The organism is Myxococcales bacterium, assembly GCA_016703425.1.
Classification (GTDB): Bacteria; Myxococcota_A; Polyangia; order Polyangiales; family Polyangiaceae; genus JADJCA01.
In genome coordinates, this window is the sequence record JADJCA010000011.1 from 205623 (window position 1) to 224824 (window position 19202).

The 19202-nt window shown below is 68.4% G+C and carries 16 protein-coding genes and 1 pseudogene; 7 read left to right on the top strand and 10 right to left on the bottom strand.

The window, feature by feature from the left end:
- Nucleotides 1-20 precede the first annotated feature (20 nt).
- The 3 genes from IPG50_21595 to IPG50_21605 are packed head-to-tail and all read right to left on the bottom strand — an operon-like array spanning nt 21 to nt 4380.
- On the bottom strand, nt 21-1286 hold the full coding sequence (locus IPG50_21595; GenBank protein ID MBK6694779.1) for an HlyD family efflux transporter periplasmic adaptor subunit: 1266 nt from the start codon (nt 1284-1286) through the stop codon (nt 21-23).
- Between the two features lie 2 nt (nt 1287-1288).
- Nucleotides 1289-3652 (bottom strand): FtsX-like permease family protein, encoded by a 2364-nt coding sequence (locus IPG50_21600; protein MBK6694780.1) that lies wholly within the window; start codon nt 3650-3652, stop codon nt 1289-1291.
- Nucleotides 3649-4380, bottom strand: a complete 732-nt coding sequence (locus IPG50_21605; protein ID MBK6694781.1) for an ABC transporter ATP-binding protein — start codon at nt 4378-4380, stop codon at nt 3649-3651. The genes IPG50_21600 and IPG50_21605 overlap by 4 nt, the downstream gene beginning before the upstream one ends.
- 162 nt (nt 4381-4542) lie before the next feature.
- Between IPG50_21605 and IPG50_21610 the strand changes: the two genes are divergently transcribed.
- The gene (locus tag IPG50_21610; protein ID MBK6694782.1) at nt 4543-4767 is read left to right on the top strand and encodes a hypothetical protein; all 225 of its coding nucleotides are present in this window, start codon (nt 4543-4545) and stop codon (nt 4765-4767) included.
- Between the two features lie 18 nt (nt 4768-4785).
- Here the strand turns inward: IPG50_21610 and IPG50_21615 are convergent, their stop codons facing one another.
- Together IPG50_21615 and IPG50_21620 are read right to left on the bottom strand one after the other, a co-directional pair.
- Entirely contained in the window at nt 4786-6843 is a 2058-nt protein-coding gene (locus IPG50_21615) for a hypothetical protein (protein ID MBK6694783.1), read from the bottom strand.
- Nucleotides 6840-7829: a phosphoribosylaminoimidazolesuccinocarboxamide synthase gene (locus IPG50_21620; GenBank protein ID MBK6694784.1), complete on the bottom strand. Its 990-nt coding sequence runs from the start codon at nt 7827-7829 to the stop codon at nt 6840-6842. Before IPG50_21620 ends, IPG50_21615 begins: the two co-directional genes overlap by 4 nt.
- Nucleotides 7830-7988: 159 nt before the next feature.
- On the opposite strand from IPG50_21620, the gene IPG50_21625 reads away from it, so the two are divergent.
- On the top strand, nt 7989-9197 hold the full coding sequence (locus IPG50_21625; GenBank protein ID MBK6694785.1) for a hypothetical protein: 1209 nt from the start codon (nt 7989-7991) through the stop codon (nt 9195-9197).
- Nucleotides 9198-9266: 69 nt separating this feature from the next.
- Entirely contained in the window at nt 9267-9719 is a 453-nt protein-coding gene (locus tag IPG50_21630; protein ID MBK6694786.1) for a DUF2752 domain-containing protein, read from the top strand.
- 19 nt (nt 9720-9738) lie between these two features.
- Here the strand turns inward: IPG50_21630 and IPG50_21635 are convergent, their stop codons facing one another.
- A complete protein-coding gene (locus IPG50_21635; GenBank protein MBK6694787.1) occupies nt 9739-10665 on the bottom strand; it encodes a hypothetical protein in 927 nt (308 codons plus the stop codon).
- The gene (locus IPG50_21640; GenBank protein MBK6694788.1) at nt 10628-10987 is read right to left on the bottom strand and encodes a hypothetical protein; all 360 of its coding nucleotides are present in this window, start codon (nt 10985-10987) and stop codon (nt 10628-10630) included. The genes IPG50_21635 and IPG50_21640 overlap by 38 nt, the downstream gene beginning before the upstream one ends.
- 222 nt (nt 10988-11209) lie before the next feature.
- Between IPG50_21640 and IPG50_21645 the strand changes: the two genes are divergently transcribed.
- Entirely contained in the window at nt 11210-11368 is a 159-nt protein-coding gene (locus tag IPG50_21645) for a hypothetical protein (protein ID MBK6694789.1), read from the top strand.
- Between the two features lie 45 nt (nt 11369-11413).
- Entirely contained in the window at nt 11414-13441 is a 2028-nt protein-coding gene (locus tag IPG50_21650; GenBank protein ID MBK6694790.1) for a hypothetical protein, read from the top strand.
- A 26-nt stretch (nt 13442-13467) separates the two neighbouring features.
- Here IPG50_21650 and IPG50_21655 read toward each other — a convergent pair whose 3' ends face one another.
- Complete coding sequence (locus IPG50_21655; protein MBK6694791.1) at nt 13468-13851, bottom strand: DUF814 domain-containing protein; 384 nt, start codon at nt 13849-13851, stop codon at nt 13468-13470.
- A gap of 262 nt (nt 13852-14113) precedes the next feature.
- Here IPG50_21655 and IPG50_21660 point away from each other — a divergent pair, with 262 nt between their 5' ends.
- Complete coding sequence (locus IPG50_21660) at nt 14114-14716, top strand: hypothetical protein (protein MBK6694792.1); 603 nt, start codon at nt 14114-14116, stop codon at nt 14714-14716.
- A 78-nt stretch (nt 14717-14794) separates the two neighbouring features.
- On the opposite strand, the gene IPG50_21665 is transcribed toward IPG50_21660, so the two are convergent.
- Together IPG50_21665 and IPG50_21670 are read right to left on the bottom strand one after the other, a co-directional pair.
- Nucleotides 14795-15199: a hypothetical protein gene (locus IPG50_21665; protein MBK6694793.1), complete on the bottom strand. Its 405-nt coding sequence runs from the start codon at nt 15197-15199 to the stop codon at nt 14795-14797.
- Nucleotides 15200-15402: 203 nt separating this feature from the next.
- Nucleotides 15403-17010: a hypothetical protein gene (locus tag IPG50_21670; protein MBK6694794.1), complete on the bottom strand. Its 1608-nt coding sequence runs from the start codon at nt 17008-17010 to the stop codon at nt 15403-15405.
- Between the two features lie 140 nt (nt 17011-17150).
- Between IPG50_21670 and tgt the strand changes: the two are divergent.
- Nucleotides 17151-19159, top strand: a pseudogene (tgt, locus tag IPG50_21675) (tRNA guanosine(34) transglycosylase Tgt).
- Nucleotides 19160-19202 lie beyond the last annotated feature (43 nt).

The following is a 19202-nucleotide window of genomic DNA, read 5'->3' on the forward strand; positions in this document are numbered from 1 at the left end:
CCTCCCCCTTCTCGCCAGCCTCACCGCACCGCGATGCGCGTTCCGTCGCTCACGCGCTCGCTCGGGTGGAGGACCACGCGCTCGTTGTCGGAGAGACCCTTCGTGATCTCCACCTCCGCCTCGCTGCGCGCGCCGAGCTCTACCGCCGCGAGCTTCGCCACGTCACCACGAATCACGTACGTCGCCCATCCGGCCTCATGACGAAACACGGCCCCGAGCGGCAGCGACAACACGTTCTTCTGCTCGGCCACCACGATGCGCACTTCAACCCGGTAGCCGTCGCCGAGCGCTGACCACTTCTCCTTCGGCTCGTCGAGGTCGAGGACCACCGTCGCGCGTTGCTCCTCGACGCCGAGCGCCGAGAGGCGCGTGACCGCCGACGGCTCGACGAGCTTCACGTGCGCCATCAGCGGCGCGCCGCCCCATCGCATCACCGCAGCTCGTGCCCCGGGCCGCAATCGCACGGCGTCGGCGGTCAGCAAGTCGCTCACGATCTCGAGCCGCGCCGGGTCGCCCAGCTCGAAGAGTGGCGTCGCCGGTTGCACGACGCCGGCGCTCTCCCGCACCACGCGAAGGACGCGTCCCGACACCGGCGCCGTGACGTCGAAGCGCTCCTCGGCCGCGCCACCGTCGAAACGCTTCAACGCGGCCGCCGCCATCTGAGCCTCGTGGGCCGCCATCTGCGTCGCAAAACGCGCCGACAGAACCTCCTGCGCGCGCATCTGCGCCTCCAGCTCCGCGTCGCGCAATCGATCGGGTGGGAGACTGCCGCTCTCGACGAGCTTCTTCGTGCGCGACAGCTCATCGGCCGCGTGGGACTCGGCCAATGTGACGCGTGCCACCGACGCGCGCGACTGCCTTTCGGCGGCCGCCGCACCAAGGGAGCGCGCTTGGGCTTCCGCCCGCGTTCGCGCGTCGAGCAGGGCCGCACTCATGGGCACGATGCTCGCGAGCACGCTGCCCTCCTTGACAACGTCGCCGGGCCGCAGCTCGATGCGGAGCAAGCTCCCCGCCGTGGGAGCCGAAACGACGTAGCGATCGCGAACGCGCGTCTTCGCCATCTCTTCGATGGTGACGACGAGATCGCCGCGACGAGCGGCCACGCCCTCTACTGACACGGGCGCTGTGCGGAGCGACAGAGCCGCGATGCTCACGACGCCGAGGACGGCCACGCCCCAGGCGACGCGCCGGATGAAGCGCGAACGCTTTTGGCGGCGCACGGCGACGTCGTGAGCAGTCGGGCCCGAAGTACCCGCGTGAGCGTTGGTGGAGGTGGCGGGCGTCATGATCATTCCCTCGTCTTGAGCACAGCGATGAGATCCAGTCGGTCGAGGCGACGACGCACGAGCAGCGCGCTCGTGACCCCGGCGAGGATCGTGATGAGCGCCGCGAACGCGTAGGTGCGCAGCGACATGTACGGCGGAAGCCGGTAGGTCTCGGGGTCGACGGAGCCCATGAGGAGCATGACGATGAGCTTCCCCAAGGCGAGGCCGAAGGGCAGACCCGCCAGCACGTAGAACGCCAGCTCCGAGAGGAGCATCGACGAGACCTCACGCCGCGTGAAGCCCAGGACCCGCAACGTCGCCAGATCACGGCCGCGCATGGAGAGGGCGATGCGCGCTTGGTTGTAGACCACACCGAATGCGATCACGGCACCAAACAGCGTGAGAACCGTCGTAGACACCCAAACGTGGGACGTCTGCTCCCAGAAGCGCCTCAGCATCTCTTTGCGTCGCGTGACGGCGAGCACGCGCGGCATCTTCTTGAAGCGCTCGACGACGAGCTCGTCTTGCGTGGGATCGGTTCGGACGAGCACCGACGAGACGTTGCCGTCTTCGCCGAGCAGGGGCGCCAGCGTGGTGATGGGCGCGTAGGCGAGGAGGCCGAAGACGTCAGGCAAGACGGCACTCACGTTCGCCGTGAGGTGTCGTCGGTCGCCCTCGAGAAGCTCGAGCTCGACGGCGCGACCGACGCCCGTGTGCAGCGCCCGTGCGAGCGCTTCGCTGAGCACGACGCCGGCGGGCGGGAACGGCAGCCGTTGCCGCGGCCAGGTGGCGACGCCGCGGAGCGGGTGAACCGCGTCGCTAAGTCCAATGATCGCGGTGTCTCGATAGCGTTGGTCGACTCGCATGCGAACGGGAACGACACGTTGCGGTTGCGCCTCCAACACGCCCGGCACGGCGGCGATCTCGCGCACGACGCCCTTGGTGAGGGGCCCCTGAAAGGTCACTTCGTAGTCCTCACGCTGCGCGCCTTCGAACTGCAGGTCGAGCATCAGGGGCATGGCGTCGTAGGTAAACCGCGAGCCACCAATGACCGACGCACCGAGCGCGATGCCGAGGCAAGAGAGCGCGGTGCGCCCGGGCCGCCGCATGAGCTCCCGGGCGACCATGCGCAGCGGTGCGCCGAGCGGCGAGAGGAGCCCGAGTCGCTCTAGCAGCGATGGTCGATACGACGGCGGCGCCTCGGGCATCATCGCCTCGGCCGCCGGCAGGCGCGCGGCGCGAAGGACGGTCGAGAGGGCACCTCCGACGCCCGCCGCGACGCTGACGAGGACGGCCGTAGCGACGATGCGCGGCGAGAGGGTGTGCTCCAGCGTGGCGAAGCGAAAGAACGGTCGATAGAGGGAGACCATGCCGCGGCCGAGGATGTCGCCGAGCAACGTGCCGAGGATCGCGCCGGCGGCCACCACGACGGCCACGAAGCTCACGTAGTGGAGGGCGATCTCGTGGCGAAAGTAGCCAACGGCCTTGAGCGTCGCGATCTGCGCGCGTTGAAGGTGGAGCATCCTCGCGAGCACGACGTTCACGAGGAAGGCCGCGACTCCGAGGAAGATCGCCGGCAGCACCACGGCGAAGCTCTGGAGTTGGCTGAGCTCGCTGCTCAAGACGTGGTTGGAGAGCTGCTTCTCGCGCCCCTCAACGGAGCGCACGCCGAAGGGCTCGAGAATGCGCCGCACGTCGGCAAGCACGGGCTCGACGGGCGCGCCGGGCTGCAGCGAAAAGGCCACGTCGTTGAAGCAGCCCTCCATGCGAAACGGCGCTGCGAGCGCCGCCCGCTCCATCCAGAGGATGCCGCTCCGGCGGTCGTCTTGGACGAAGCTGCCGGCCCCCACAGCGAAGACGAACTCGGGCGAGAGGCCGATGCCCACGACGCGCAGCGTGCGGAGCGTCCCGTTGATGACCGCGGGCAAGGCGTCGCCGGGCGCGAGCCGATGGGCCGCAGCGAAGGGCTCCGACACAACGACCTCGTCGCTGCGGCCTGGTTCGGGCGTTCGGCCGAGCCGCAAGTGAAGCGCGTTGAGGGGCGCTTCGCCCGAGGGTGGCAGGCTCACGAGCTGCGCCACCGCCGGCTCGGCCATATCGGCGAGGGGCAACATCACCGCCTCGACCACGCGCGTGTAGACGCGCGAGACGTGGGGCACCGCCTCGAGTCGTGACGCGAGCGAGTCAGGCGCGCGCTCGAGGTGCGCGAAGACGTCGGCGAAGCGGCGATCGGCGTAGTACGCGTCTCGCGCGACGAGGAGCGAGTCGTAGGCCGAGCGCATGGCGACGAACGACGCGATACCGCAAGCGACGACGAGCGCGATGGTCACGGCTTGGCCCCACATGAGGAGCAGATCCTTCGTGAGCTTTCGCGTGAGGGCCTTCACCAGACCACCTCGCTCGGAGGCACGCGCGCCGAGTTTGGCCGATCTTCGACGATACGACCGTTGCTCATGCGCACGATGCGATCGGCCATCTGCGCGATGGGAGCGTTGTGCGTAATGAGCGCCGTTGTGGTGCCGAGCGTTCGGTTGATGTTCTCGATGACCTCGAGAACGATGCGGCCTGTTTGGCAATCGAGCGCGCCGGTCGGCTCATCGCACAAAAGCAGGTCGGGCCGCTTGGCGATGGCCCGCGCGATGGCGACGCGCTGTTGCTCGCCGCCGGAGAGCTGCGACGGAAAGTGATCGACGCGATCGCCGAGGCCGACGAGCTCAAGGGCTTCCTTGGCGTCGAGCGGCGCGTCGGCGATGTCCGTCACGAGCGCGACGTTCTCACGGGCCGTGAGGCTCGGGATCAGGTTGTAGAACTGGAAGACGAAGCCGACGTGCTCGCGACGATAGGCCGTGAGGTTCGCTTCGTCGGTGGCGGTCAGGTCGTGATCACCGTAAGTGACGGCGCCGGCTGTGGGCGTATCGAGCCCGCCCAAGATGTTGAGCAAGGTTGACTTGCCGCTGCCCGAGGCGCCGAGGAGCGCCATGAGCTCGCCGGCGTGGAGGTCGAGGTCGACGCCCCTTAGTGCGATGACGTCGACCTCCCCCATGCGGTACACCTTCGTCAGCCCGCGGGCCGTGAGGACGACGCGCCGCTCGGGCACTTTGGCGGCGAAGACCATCGCGCCGTGTCCAGCAAGTGGTATGCCGTCTCGCGAGGCGGGTTATTCCTTGGGCAGCGTGACGCGCGCGCACCGTCTGCATCAGGCGGCAGCGCTTGCACGAAGGTGCCGTGAAGGATTTCTTCGTTTCTCGCCCCTCGGCCCCTTCGATATTCTCCGGCGATGAGCGCCGCTAAAAAGGGAACCATCGTCGGCTTTCAACGCGAGCAGGGCTTCGGCAAGGTGAACGTGGAGGGCGAAGGCGAGCTGCCGTTTGACGCCGTCGTCGCGGGCCCGCCGCCGGAGCAGCTCGTGGCCGGCGCCTCCGTCTGGGTCGAAACCGGACCGTCACGCATCCCCGGCCGCACGAAGGTGACGAAGCTCTGGATCGGCGACACGCCTCCCTGAGCCGGTCGCCTCGATGAGTTAGTCGAGCGAGAACCGCCCGACGGCGCGCTCGCCACACTTCTCGCCCGCGACGACTTCGCCACCGCGGAGGCACACGACCGCCTGTTCGGCGTCGCCGAAGATCTCTAGCGCTCCGTCTTCGAAGCGCGCCACCGCACCGAAGGACCACGCGTACAGACGCGCCGAGCGCTTGCCCGTGAGCACGTCGAAGAGGGTCGCCGAACGCGCGCCCAACGAATCGTCGAGGGCGACGGCGCGGCGGCCGCCGCCGATGACGTTGGCCACGCGCTCCGGCGCATCCACGCGCCGCACCGGCTCGAGCGTCTTCGCCGAGAGGAGCTCCAGGTAGGTCGCGCCTTTCGTGCGGAAGGGCCGACAGAGGACCGCGACGAGCTCGTGGGCCATGGCCGCGCTGTAGCAAGCGTCCGGCAGCTCACGCGACGGCGCGCGCGCGCCGTCGGGGCTCACCAAGCGGACCGTCGTCGTGCCGGAGCGCGACGCCATCTCGAGCACGCGCGCGCCGGCACCGTCGACGACAAGTCCGTAGTCCGCGGGCGGCGGAAGGCGGGCACACTTCGCTTGCGTACAAAGGCAGGCGCCCTCGGAGCTGAAGTAGAGGTCGTGCTCGTCGAGCGCTCGATGCTCCGTGAAGCGGGGCGAGCACGGCGCCCGGCGCGGAAAGGGCGAGCGAGCCGCGCCCGCGTCGTCACGCGTCAGGCGCCGCGGCGGCGCGTCTCTGTTGACGTAGTCGCGAACCTCGAAGACGCCGCGCTGAACGCCCAACGCGAGAGGCTGCGTGTCTCGCGTTTGCGGAACACCCAAGTTTGCGCGCGTCTCGCCGCTCGCGAGGTCGAGTACCGACAGGCCCCCGTCGACGCCGAAGGCCGCGGCGTAGCGGTCATCGGGCGACGGGACCGCACTGCACAGGGCCGACACGTCGCTCGTCTTCGGTCCGATGACACACGGCCGATCGTCACCGGAGTGTTGCGCGCTCACGCCGCTCCTTAGGACTGGTCGCTCCAACGCGGTCAAGCCACGGACCGCGTGCGTGGCGGGATCGAGGGCAACGTACGCGACCCTTCCCGCGCTCCGCCGAACGACGACGGTGTCGTCACCACGAACAAGGAGCGGCATCAGCGGTTCGAACCCCTCGGGCGGCTCGCCGGGCCCCGTGTGCACGCGATCGCGGTGCACGAAGGGCTCCGGCAGCGGGAACGAGCGACGCGCCGGAGGAGCGGCAAGCGTCACGACCGTCACCGACGTCCCACAATCCACAACGACGCGCCGGCCGATGGTGTCGAGCGTCTCGCGCACGGTGATGCCTCCCGACTTGCACGACGTGGGGACCTCCTCTGTGACCTCCGCGACCGGATCGAGGACCCGAACCATCTCGTGACGAACGCCGACCAACACGTCGCCCACCCAGACGCCGCCCGCGTGCTCGTGGGACCAGCCGGGCACGCGTCGCCCATCGCTCACGCGAAAGACACCGCTGTCGGTTGCGACGAATCGAGCCTTGCCATCGAAGCGCGCCCCCTTGCCCGGTAGCGTTCGAAGCGGAGCGCCCGTTGCGACGTCCACGAGGCTCGTCGCGTCGCCCGCGTCGCCACTGCCGGAGGTCGCAGCGATGGAGCCGTCGGCGCTGAGCGCGAGTTCGAACGACTGCGCCCCTTTCGTGGCAACCCATGAGCGCTTGCGGCGACCGCCCTCGACGACGTGAACGTCACCCGTGTTCGCGTAGACGACGGCAACGTCCGCGCCTTTGGCCGCCGCGAGCGCGACGAGACGGTCGCCCGGCGGCAGCGCGACGAGCGTCGTCTTTCCGCTTGGGAGCTCGAGGCGCCAGAGGTCCTCCTGGCTGTAAGCATAGAGACGCGATGAGCCGGCCCACGCCACGCCGACGATGGCGTGCTCGCCGCCCATCACGAGCGCCGCGAGCGGCGGCGGCACGACCGGACCGGCGTCGACGACCGGCCGCGGCGCTGTCTTTTGGGCTCGGCACGACGCGAGGCTGAGCGCGACCGCGATGAGGACCGCCGGCGCGCCGAGGCTTGACCTCGTTACGCCTTGCTTCAAGCGGAAGGCCGAGCGCTCGGCGCCGGCAGCTTGAGGTTCCGACGAATGCGAGCGATGGGGGCTTCAACGTCGGGCACGAAGGCCGTCCCCGTGATGCGCTCGAAGGCCTCGGCGTAACGGAGCGCCGCGCCAACGCGCACGTCGTCGGGCAAGGGCGGCGGTACGCCATCGCCCATGTACCCGAGCAAGGTGTAGTGACGACGCACGAAGTCCTTGTCGAGCGGCTCGGGATCTTGCCCGGCGGCGAAGCGCTCGTCGTAGCTCCCGGCGAGCCAGAACCGTGACGAGTCGGGCGTGTGGATCTCGTCGATGACGACGATGCGTCCATCTTTCGTGCGCCCGAACTCGTATTTGGTGTCGACGAGGATGAGCCCCTGCGCGGCGCAGTGTTTCTGCCCCTCCGCGAACAGCGTGAAGGCGAGCTCCGCCGCGGCGTCGAAGTCCGAAGGTGTCACGTTACCGGTCTTGAGCATGTCGTCACGCGATCCGCTCACGTCGTGCTGTCCCTTCGGCGCCTTCGTCGCGGGCGTGAGGATCGGTTCGGCGAGCTTCTGGTTCTTCTTCATGCCATCGGGCAGACGGTGACCGCAGAAGACGCGCTCGCCGCGCTCGTAGTGCGTCCAAATGCTCGTCGAGGTGGTGCCCGTCAGATACGACCGAACGACCATCTCGACCAAGAGCGGCTCGCACTCGATGCACTCGAGGACGTTCGGGTCCGGCACCGTCAAGAGATGGTTGGGCACCGCGCCCTTGGTCTTCTCGAACCAAAAGGCGGCGAGGCGGTTCAGGATCTGGCCTTTGAAGGGGATGGTCCCGAGCACGTGATCGAAGGCGCTAATGCGATCGGTCACGACGATGAAGCGCTTGCCCTCGGCAGAGGAGTAGTTGTCGCGCACCTTCCCTTCGTATTTGGCGCCGAGCTCCGGGAAGTCGGTCGCGTCGAGGGTCATGCGGAGCGCTTTTTGGGCCGCGTCTTCGGTCAACATGGCCCGAGGATATCGCGCGCGCGCCGATGCGGAACGTTCCATCGCGACGAAGCGCTGCAGGGGCGCAACGGAGGGGCAAGACGAGCGGCCGCCGGCCGTGTCATCCTGGCGCCGTGTTCCTGGAGACGTTTTTCTGGAGCCGTGCCGAACGGTGAGCCTGTGGTAGCGAAGGAAAGCGCCGCGGCGTCGCCGCCGATCCTTGAACGTTGGGGCGTTCGCTACTTTCGCAACCTCTCGCGCGACGTCAAAGTCGTCGACGTCGACGGCGTCAACTACCTGAACCCGGAGGAGCGCAAAGCCCTGGCGGCGGTGGCACGAGGCGCCATCGTCCGCGCCGGCGTGGCGGGCACCCTCTCGACGCTCGTCTCGGCGACCGCCGAGGTTCTCGCGAACCCGCTCATCGCCTCTTCCGGTGGCGCGCCCACGCCCTGGTCGATGACGCTCCGCTTCTGGCTCATCGTCCTCGGCGCCACGACGCTCGCATCGATCATCGAGATTGCTTACCTCTACTGGGACGGCCTTCGCGCCGTGCATCGCATGGCCGTCGTCGCGGGCCTCGACCTCTTCGGCGAGGTCTCGAGCGAAGCGGGCCCCACGGACGACGAGCGCGCCGCCGTCGCCGCGGGGCTGGCGCGCGCGGCTCTCGAGCTGCCGAACCCCGCCGGCCACGTCTTCGGCGTAAACCCCCACCGCCACGCGTCGCGGCTCCAGCTCGTGCTCGCCTCGCTCGTCTACAAGCTCAAGATCAGCGTCACGAGCTTTCTCGTGAAGGCCCTCGTGCGCCGCGCCCTGGGCCGCACGGCGCTGCGCGGATGGCTCGACGCCCTCGTGCCCTTCGCCGCCGTGCCCGTAACGGCCGCTTGGAACGCCATCGTGGCGTGGCTCGTCTTGCGAGAAGCGCGGATTCGCACCATGGGTCCGTCGGCCGCCGCCGAGCTCACCGGCATCGTGCTCGATGACGCGGCCGCGCTCACCGAACCATGCCGGCAGACGCTCTTTCGGGCCGTCGCCTCGTCGATGGTGCGCACCGAGGACTTGCATCCGAACCTGGTCGCCCTCCTGGCGCACGTCGCGAAACGCCTCGATCTCGTGGCCATCGTCGAGAGTGACCACCTCGATCTAGGCGATCCAGCGCGCTTCTTGAGCGCGCTCCGCGACCTCGACGACGAGGAGCGCAAGCTATGCCTTCGCATGCTTTGCGTTGCCGCCATTCTCGACGGACGCGTCACGCGCAAGGAGCGCGCGCTCATCGAACAAGCCTTCGCGATGAGCGGGCTCGCGCCGAAGCTGGGCGTCCTTTCGAGCCTTCGCCGGTCCTTCGTGCGTGGCGACAAGATCCCCAAAGAGCGCGTGTTGTCATTGGCCTAGCGCGGTCCGCGCGAGAGCGCGCCGGCAAAAGCGCGCCGTTTCTCGCCGCCGCGGTATACTCCGCGCGCGATGGGCGTTGAGGAAGAGCGCGGGTTTCGTTCGATGCGCGGCGGCGCGTTGGTGCTGGCTTCGGGGGCGACGCTCGCGGGCACGGCGATGCTTGAGCCTGACGCACGCGGCTACGGCACCATCGAGCAGCTCGGCCTCGTCGACGCGTGCCCCGCGTCGAAGGCCCCCGAGTGCCCAAGCTGCGGACTCCTGACGAGCGTGGTCCACGGCGTCCGCGGTGAGTTCGTCTCTTCGGTTCGCACGCACGGCGCCGGCCTTCCGCTCGTGTTGTGCTTCGTGTGGGCCTTCGTCTTCGGCGTGACTGAGCTCTTGCCGCGCCCGCTCTTCACGCGACGCCTTCGTCGACGGATCTCCTTCGGGCTCGCGCTCGCCGTCGGCCTCGGCGCGGTCGTCACCGCCGGCACGCGCACGTGGGAGCACACCCCCATGGGCGCGCTCCACCACGGACACTGACCCGCCTCGGTGAGGAGCGTCACATCGGTCGCGCCGGGCACGCTCCCGCCGGCTGAGCCAAGGACTTCGAGGCGCAGCCGCGGTTGTGCCTGAAGTAGAGCTGTCGGTCGCCCCATTTCGACGGCAAGAACGCCGACGTGGCCACGAGGCGGCCGATGACGGCGCCTCCCGCTTCGTGCAGCGACGCGACGCGAACGGTGTGCAGCACCACGGGCGCTGCTTCCGACGCGTCCTTCGTGAGCTCCGCGAGCACGATGCGGTAGTCGGTCTTGGGATCGGCAGCGAGGATGCTCGCCGCGCGGCTCTTGAGCTCCGGGTTGGGCTCGAAGGTCAGGTGTTTCGGCGTGTTCATGGAGAGCGACGAAGTGCCGCTGGCGACCATGCGATAGCCGAGGTGGTCGAGCGGCAAGAACCGCGGGCTCGGCTGCACGAAGCCCAAGAGCTCGACGCCAGCGCGGATCGCCGCGCCGCTGATGCCCGTGCCGTCGGTGAGAAACTCGTTGGAGAAGGGGCGCTCGAAGACGTTGTAGCTCGGCGCTCCGTCACGGGACTCTTGCGGGCGCATCCCGTTCATCACGTGCAGGTCAACGGACGCTCCTTGATCGGTGAACAGCTTGATGCCCATGCCCGGCACAAATCCGATCATCGCTTCCGCACCGCCCGACGAGACGCGCGCGAGGCCTCGCACGCGCGACTCGGAGAAACCTGGCGCCGGGGCCGATAGGACCCCCGTGTAAGGCGTGCCGGGGTCGATGCGAAGCTCGATCTTCGCCGTCGAACCGAACGGGTGAAAGAGCTTCTTGCGGCCCACCGGAAGCTCATCGCCACCTGTGTGATCGAAGGCCGGCGAGAGCAACTTCGAGTGCGACAGGATGCTCATCATCACTTGGTAGTCGGCGCGGCCGAGGCTACCAAGCAGGGTCGGCGATGCGAAGCCCCCCATCACCGGCGGGGCAACGCCTGAGCGCAGCGACGAGCGCCTCGCCTGAGATGGAGCCGCCGAGACCGCAGCGCAACTCACCGGGCGACGAGAGCCGATCCCACGCTGCCTTCTGCTTCTCATCGGCGGGCTTCGCGTCGAAGTTCGCGCCCAGGCTCGGCCCGCGGGACACCTCACCCACGATCGACTCGACGACTTCGTCGTCGCTCATGTTGAGCAGCGCGCCCTCGTCGGCGTCGGCCGGCTCTTCGGAGGCGGGGGCGGAGCAGGCGATGGACGCGGCGGCCAACGCGAGCGGAAGGAGGGTACGAAGGGGGCGCATTCTCATGTTGGCTTCTCCGATTGAGAAGCGATTGCACCGGCCGTGCCGTTCAACCTGCGCAAATGGCGCAAGGTCGTGGCGCGCCGATCCATCGAAACAAGCCCACCACGGCCAGGCCCGATGTTAAGAAACGGGCGTCATTTCGCAAAACGTCCGGTCGGCGCTGGACAACGCTGAACCCACCTCCGCACTCCTTCGCGTGGACGCGCGCGATCCAAGGCCCCGACCATGGGTCGACGGTCACTCGCCGTCGACGGCGACGTCGTGGTCGTGGTCGTGGTCGAAGGTCGAAGGTCGAAGGTCGGTCGTCAGCCAGACTGCGCGCGCGCTCCGCAACGACGCGAGGCCCGCTCGAATCTGGCGCAGCACGCGCCGCACGCGACGTGATCTCGCGAGCTTCGCCGCGGCACGCCCGGTGCGTACTCCCATCCCATGAGTGAACGAGAAATCCGTGAACGCGACATCCTCGTGGCCTCCAACGAGTACGCTTACGTCCAAGATCTAACGAAGGGCGACATCGTCCTCTACGTGGGCCCCACCAAGATCAGCCTCTCGAACACCGAACGCATCGTCGACTACCGCGACGGACGCTTCGTCCCCGTGCGTGGCGACGACGGCGGCGGCGTGTACCCCTTCATCCGAGCGTCGGCGTCCGAATACGTCATCCTCGAAAATCCGCCTCGCGATCCGACAGCGCGCGCCACCAAGGGTCCCACGAGCGCCGTCGAGCTGCTCACCGGTCGGCGCGTGGTCGTGCCGGGCCCGGCGACGTTCCCGCTGTGGCCGGGCCAGCGCGCGGCGGTCGTTGCAGGTCACGCGCTCAAGGAAGACGAATACCTCGTCGTCCGCGTCGTCGAGCCCGTGGAGGGAGAGGCGAGGGCCATCGGCACCGAGCTCATCGTGCGCGGCACCGACACGAGCTTCTACGTCCCGAAGACGGGCCTCGAGGTCGTGCCCTCGGCCTCCAGCGCAAGCTACGTACGCAAGGCGCATCGCCTCCGGCGGGGCACGGGCCTTCACTTGCGCGTGCTCAAGGCCTTCGACGCCAGCGCGAGCCGAGGGCCCTTGCCTTCGCGAGCCTACGCCGCCGGTGAGGAGCTCTTCCTCGAAGGCGGGGAAGGCTTCTTCTTCCCGACCGACGAGCTCGAGGTGCTCGCGCAGGTGACGGCGATCCCGTTGGCGGAGGGCGAAGGCCTTCACGTGCGCGATCTCGAGACAGGCCAAGTGCGCACCGTCATAGGGCCCGCGAGCTACCTGCCCGATCCGACGAAGAGCGAGGTGGTGTTCCGCGCGCTCGACGACGAGCTCGCGCGCCTCTACCGCGTGGGCGAGCGCGACGGGGCGCGGGCTATCACGGTCTACGTGCCCTCGGGCTTTGCGATCCTCGTGGTGTCGGCGGAGCGGCGCGAGGTCGTCCGCGGGCCCGCCACGCGTGTCCTCGCCTACGACGAAAACCTCGAGGTGCTCGAGCTGTCGACGGGCCGTCCCAAATCGCTGAAAGCCACGCTTCGCACGTGCTTTCTCCAGGTCGACGGCAACAAGGTCTCCGACTTGGTGCGGCTCCGCACGAAGGACCACGTGGAGATCGAAGCCGCTGTCTCGTATCGCGTCTCGTTCACGACCGAAGGGCCGTCGCCGGAGCGCTGGTTTCACGTCGTCGACTATGTCGGTCTGCTTTGCGACCACGTGGGGTCGCTGATGCGCGCCGCCGCGCGATGCTCAACGCTCGAACGCTTCCATGGGCAAAGCACGGAGCTCTTGCGAGGCGCCGTCTTGGGCGAAAAGACAGCGAGCGAACCGCGCCCTGGGCGCCTCTTCGACGAAAACGGCATGTGGGTCTACGACGTCGAGCTCCTCGAGGTTCACATCCTCGACGCAGAGGTCAAAGACCTCCTCGAGAGCGCCCAGCGGAGCACCATCGTGTCGGAGCTCGCGCGCCAGCGAGACACGCAACGACTCGAGAACGAGCGCATCGCCGAAGAGGTCAACCGCGGCGTCTTGGCGGCCAAACGCGCGACGCTCGACGCGGCCCGCGAACACGAAGGCGCCGAGCGCGCGCTGCTCTTGGCGAAGGCCGAGAGCGAGACGGCCGTGGGTCGCTTGAAGCGCCTTGGCTCGGCGACCGCGGAGGCGGAGGCGCTGACGATTCGCACGGAAGCCGAAGCGGCAGCCGCGACCCGAACGGCCGTCGTCGAGGAGCGGCGCATGAAGACCCAGGTCGACGGCTTCCGCGAGCAGATGAGCGCCCTCGCACCGGAGCTCATCACGACGCTCAAGACGCTGGGGCACCAGAAGCTCGCCGAGGAGCTGACGCGCCACGCCGCACCGTTGGCGATCCTCGGTGGAGAGAGCGTGGTCGAGGTTGTCGAGCGCTTGCTCGGGAGCTTGCCGGTGGGGGCGTCATCGAGCGTGAAGGCCGCGCTGAAGAGCGGCGACGGGCGACGCGCCGCTGGAGGCTGAGTTCGGGCTCGGTCGGCCGTTCGGGATCAGGCGCCGCCCTCCGGCGCGCGGGGCGCCACCTTGATGTCCTTGTAGTCCTCGATCTCGACCATGCCCGCCGGCGCCCCCCGCGGCTTGGTGACGCGCCCCGCGAGGCAGTAGTTCACGACGACTTTGCTAGCGCCGCGCGCCTTCGAGTACCAAGCCGCGAACGCGGCGGCGGCCTCCAGTACGGGCCGCGGCACTTCGGCCTTGCTTGGGTTTCGAATGACCACGTGGCTTCCCGGGGAGCCGCCGCTCACGTGGAGCCACACGTCATGCGGATCGGCCACGTTGAACGTGAGGTCGTCGTTCTCCTCGCTCCCCTTGCCCACCAGGATCTCGAAGCCTTCTACGACGACGGTTCGGTACGGTCTGCCTTTGCTGCCCACGAGCGCTCCTTTCAGCGCGTCATAGCCGAACCGGCGACGCGAGCGGAGGTAAACGCGAGCACGAGCCGTGCGATGTGACCCGCGAGACGGCGCCGCGGAAACGACATCGCCATCCATGGCGTCTTTCACGAACGCGGTAGCGACCTTTCAAATCTGGGTGAGCCGCGGAACGGCCGCAGACGCCCCGCCGCGTTTTCCATCGCTTCGGAGCGCCTCGCCGCCGGCACGCGTGTTGCGAGACCGGTGCGGAAGCGAGGTTCGCATGCAGCTCACGCCACTCCACAGCGTTCCCAAGGCGACGACTGAACAGCCCACGATGGCGCTCCTCGACGCCGTGGACGCGGCGGCGCTCGGCGACGCGGTGCGGGTGCGACACGCGGCGTGGTTACGGGACGCGCTCCTCGGGTTCAAGCGCGAGCGGCGCACCTTCGACGTGACCTCCCTCGTCGAGACGGCGCTGGACGTAGCCACCACCATGAGCAAGCGGTCGACGCGGATCGTGCGCTCGTATTTCCGGGGCCAGCCGGCGCTGGCGGAGGGCGATTGGTCCGAGCTTTCGCTCGGCGTCCTTCAGGTACTCGAAAACGCGATTGCCGCTGCCAACGAACGCGCCGCAGGGCACGTGTTGGTCTCGATCTTCCCGTCGATCACCGGCGGCGCCTACATCGAGATCAACGACAACGGGGCCGGAATGAGCCCCGAAGCGCGCGAGCAAGCCTTCACGCCGTTCTACACGACACGCGGGCCAGGCCACGCGGGCCTCGGGCTCTCGATTGCGCGGGCGATGATTCGTTCTTCGGGCGGCAGCCTAGCCCTCGACAGCTCGAAGGGTGTCGGCACAGTCGCGATGATTTCGCTCCGCTAAGACCACGACGAAGCCCTTCTTCGCTCTAGAGCGAAGGCGCGCGCATCGCGCGCCTGAAGGGCCCCGCGCGACGGCGACTCAGAGAACGAAGTAGAGCACGCTCATGATGATCTGACCGAAGCCGATGATGAGCTGGTACGGCGCAAGCTTGCCGATCTTCTCCGACACCATCGCCTGCTTCGCCGGATCCTTCCCGAGCGTCCACTTGAGGACAAGACCCGAGCCAAGCAGCAAACCAGCGCCAAGGTCGAACGTTCCCGCGAGGAGCCAGAAGAGCCAGGTCAGGAAGTTCGTCTTCATGAGCGCGATGCCGAGCACGGCGCCCAAGATTTCGCGAATGCCCCAGAAGAGAACGCAGACGCCGACCCAGCCGGTGTAGGGCGTCACCTTCGCAAGGTGGTCCTTCATGGAGGGGACCTTGCTGATGATGAAAGGCGCTGCGCAGATCACGCCGCTCAAGAGACCGATGATTAGCGACAACATGGATGCACTCTCCTCGTCCAGGCATCGTGACGGCTTACGAGCGAGGTGGGCAAGGTCCTCGCGAAGCGCGACCCGGAAAAACCCGCGCTTTCACTAGAAAGTTGCACTTTCCCAACATTCATCGGCGGGCTTTCTCCCACGTCGATGCAGCGCCGCGCGCTGTTAATTCTCAAAAGGCGCGCGCCGTGGGAGCCTCGCGAGCGTCAGGGGCAGAGGTTGCCGTCGACGAGCGGCGACTGCGTCGCACCCCAGAACTCGATGTTCTTGGTGGCGACAACCGTCGCGGCGCCGGTGGCCACGTCGATGCGGAGGATCTTGCCCGCCGTGGTGAAGCCGATGACGTGCCCGTTGGCGTAGGCCACGCCCCAAACGTTCGCGTGGCCCGTTGGCCCGACGGCAGTCGCGGCGCCAGTCTGCGCGTTCACTTGAATGAGGACGTTGTTGCTCGTGGCGTCGGCGCCGCCGGCCGCTGCCGCCGACGTCGCGTACATGGTGCCGTTCTTCACGGCGACGAGATCGCCCGCGGTCTTGAGACCGTTGCCGTAGTTGCCGATGGTGCTGAAGGCGCCTGTGGCAGGATCGATGAGCTTCACGTCACCGGCCGAGTCGCCGGCGATGAGCTTGCCGTTGGGCAAGAACGTCATACCGTCGTTGCCGGTGCCCGACAGCGTGATGATCGGCGTGGCTGCCGCCGTCGCCTTGTCCACCGTGTAGATCTTCGTGAACGAGACGGCGTACAGCACCCCCGACGGCGTCAGCGCCAAGTCGGTGATGGAGTCGGCGATGCCGAAGCTGCCGACCGTCGTCACGGCAAGCGTGTTCGGGTCGATGCGGTAGAGCGTCTTGGGCGAGTTGGCCCAGATCGTCGCGTCGGCCGGCGCCGGGTTGTTCACGCAACACGCCGGCTGCGTGGCGCACGCAGGATCGAGGCAGTCGACGAGTCCGTTGCAGTCGTTGTCGACGCCGTCGGCGCAGTGACCGGCCTCGCCGCTCGGCAAGACTTGCCCCACGCAGCCGCCGAAGCCGCTGCCGTCGGGTTTGCACGTGCGCGTTCCGCCGTGACACGTCGCCACACCTTCCGTGCCCACGGGGCCCTCGTAGCAGGGCTGCGTCGCGCCCGCGGTGCACCCGAGCAAGCAATGAAAGTCGAAGAGGCACGCGACGTCTTTGCAGTCGGCCGCGCCGTTGCAGTCGTTGTCGACGCCGTCGGCGCAGTGCCCCGCTTCGGCGCCGGGAAGCACTTGCCCCGTGCAGCTCTTCGTCCAGTGGCCGCCGATGCAGGACTGCTGGCCATCTTTGCATGCGCCCACGTTGCCGGTGCCAGGCTTGCCTTCGTAACAGGGGCGCGTGGCGCCGTCGGTGCAAGGCGTGTCGCAGATGGCGTCGGTCGCGCACGACGGATCCTCGCAGCCCACCGAGCCGTTGCAGTTGATGTCCACCTTGGAGGCGCACGCTTCTTTGCCGGGCCCGTTGGCCCCCTCGCAGGGGCTCCACGAGAGAAACTCGCCCTGCCGCTGGCACGTCTGCGTGCCATCCTTGCAAACGCCTTTGCCGCGCGTCTCCGGCGCCGCCGTGTAACAAGCGCGCGTTTGCCCGGCGGCGGGGCAGTTGCATCCTTCCTGATCGAGGCCATCGGCCGAGCACACGCGCGCGCCACCGTCGGCGCTCGTGGTGACGAAGCTCGCGTCGGTCTCGCCTTGCACCGAACCAGCGTCGCGGGCCGAGCTCCTGTCGGGGTCGGAGGAGCCGCACGCGAAGACGACGCCGAGGAGGCTCGCCGCCAAGAGGTGCCCAACGGCGCGTCGATTCATGCCCCTCGCAGTAGCACCGTCCAGTGCCATGGCTCGTCGATGTTGCGAGCGAAATGTGTCCCGCTGAAGAGACACACGGCGCGAGGGCGTGCCCCCTCGGCCCCACGCAAGGTCCTGGACTCGCGTAGACTCGCGCGCCCATGGCTTTGTCGTTCTCCGTGAGCGCTGTCGATCCCGGTTCGCGCGCCCGCCGCGGCTCCTTCACCACACCGCACGGGCGCGTCGAGACGCCCGTCTTCATGGATGTGGGAACGCGCGCCACGGTGACCGGTCTCGACCCCGACGATCTCGCGAGCGTCGGCACGGAGGTCGTGCTGGGCAACACGTACCACCTCATGCTGCGACCCGGCCCCGAGCTCTTCCGTCGCGTCGGAGGCATCCACAAGTTCATGGGTTGGTCGGGCCCCGTGCTCACCGACTCGGGCGGCTACCAAATCTTCTCGCTCGCGCGCGACCGCACGCTCAGCGAGCGGGGCGCTCGCTTCAAGAGCTACGTCGACGAGCGCATGCACACGCTCTCGCCAGAGAAGTCCATCGAGATGCAGACGGCGCTCGGCTCGGACATCATGATGGTGCTCGACGTCTGCATCAACTCCATGAGCGACGAGGCGACCACGCGAGCCGCCATGGAGCGCACGCACCGATGGGCGCTCCGCAGCCTCGCGGCGCGCACGAACATGGAGCAAGCGCTCTTCGCCATCGTGCAAGGCGGCGTCGTGCCCGAGCTACGCCGCGAGTCGGCCGCGTTCTTGACGGAACACCCCTTCGACGGTTTCGCCATCGGCGGTCTCGCCGTCGGCGATCAACGCTCCGAGCGCGAAGACGTCACGGCGCTCGCGGCGGAGCTCTTGCCGAAGGACCGACCGCGCTACCTCATGGGCGTCGGGACGCCGCCCGACTTGCTCCAGGCCATGCTCGCCGGTGTCGACATGTTCGACTGCATCATTCCGACGCACCTGGCCTGGCAAGGAACGGGCTTCACGTCCACGGGCCGCGTGCGGCTCACGCGCGCGACCAACGGCGGCGCCGATGTGGCGCTCGATGCGGCGTGCGACTGCCCGACGTGCAAGAACTTTAGCCGCTCGTACCTGCACCACCTCTTCAAGTGCTCCGAGCCGCTTGGTCCGCGCCTCCTCGCTCGACACAACCTGTTTCACTACCACTCGCTCATGCGCGAATCGCGGCGGGCCATCGAAGCGGGAACCTTCGCTGCATTCGCAAAGGCGAAGCTCGAGGCCATCGACCGCCACGAGCACTCCGGCAAGCGGATGGGCGAACGCGTCTCGGTCGCCGGCACCAGCAGCGGCGCCAGCGCCAGCGAGGCCGAGTGAAGGTCAGCGGCCCCTGCGAGATCGTCACGACGCGCGGCGGCATCCTCGCTGTGCGCGATCAGGCGAGCGGCGAGATCATGCACCCGGTGCCGGGTGAAGCCGAGGCGCTCTATGGAGCTCCGTCGCGACTCGCGGCTCGACTTCGCGATGCCGAGGAGCGCGACTTGGTGCTGCTCGACGTCGGGCTCGGCGCAGCCTCCAACGCGCTGACGGCGTGGCGCGTCTCCGAGGCACGGGAGTCGACGCTGAGGCGCCTTCGGCTCGTGAGCTTCGACTGGAGCGACGCCGCGCTCGCGATGGCGCTTCGGCCTGAGAATGCGCCGTCTTTCGGGCTCGATGGCGCGGCGGGCGAGGCGGCGCGGTCGCTCCTCGAGTCGGGGCACGTCGAGACGAGTCGAACGGTGTGGAACTTCGTGCGCGACCCTCTGCCCGGCGCCCTTTCGGCGTTGGCTCCAAACATGGCGGACATCGTCTTTTGGGATCCCTATTCGCCGAAGACGAACCCGGCGTTGTGGACCGTGGCGACGTTCGTGGCCCTGCGGCGCGTGTGCCGGAGCGGCGCCACCGTGCACACGTTCAGCGCGTCGACGAAGGTGCGCTCCGCGCTCCTCTTGGCCGGCTTCGCCGTCGGCGTGGGCCCGGGCACGGGCCTCAAGGAGGGGACGACGATGGCCGCCGTTGACGTGGCCGACCTCGCCGAGCCGCTCGACGCGCGGTGGCTGACGCGCCTCGAACGCTCCTCATCGCCCTGGCCGGAGGATGCGCCGCCGGACGCGATGGATCGGGTGCGGGCGGCCGCTCAGTTCACTGGCGCTTGATCCAGCGCTGCCGCTGACTTCACACGGGCGACCTGCAGAACGC